The organism is Vibrio sp. 10N.261.55.C5 (assembly GCF_041470505.1).
In the GTDB taxonomy this organism is placed as follows: Bacteria; Pseudomonadota; Gammaproteobacteria; order Enterobacterales; family Vibrionaceae; genus Vibrio; species Vibrio crassostreae_C.
In genome coordinates this window covers 1-299 of record NZ_JBFRMS010000111.1, presented here as the reverse complement: position 1 = coordinate 299, position 299 = coordinate 1, and the positions used below count along the sequence as shown (strand labels likewise).

Below are 299 nucleotides of genomic sequence, written 5' to 3'. Positions count from 1 at the left end.
ATCCTGCACGACCCACCATTTCCTCCCAAGGAAATAAAAATATGGGGCTATAGCTCAGCTGGGAGAGCGCCTGCCTTGCACGCAGGAGGTCTGCGGTTCGATCCCGCATAGCTCCACCATTCCTTCCATTAGGAATTAAAACTTTATGGGCGATTAGCTCAGTTGGGAGAGCACCTGCCTTACAAGCAGGGGGTCACTGGTTCGAGCCCGGTATCGCCCACCATCTTTAAGCATTCTCGTAAGAGAGTATTTAAAAATGGGTTTAAAAGTTTAACACTTAAAACTCTTGCTCTTTAACA

Annotated in this window: 2 tRNA genes; both read left to right on the top strand. The window is 47.5% G+C overall.

Annotation, left to right across the window (positions count from 1 at the left end):
* Window positions 1-43 precede the first annotated feature (43 nt).
* Window positions 44-119 (top strand) — tRNA-Ala (locus tag AB4263_RS24025).
* A gap of 28 nt (window positions 120-147) precedes the next feature.
* A tRNA-Val gene (locus tag AB4263_RS24020) sits at window positions 148-223 on the top strand.
* Window positions 224-299: the final 76 nt, after the last annotated feature.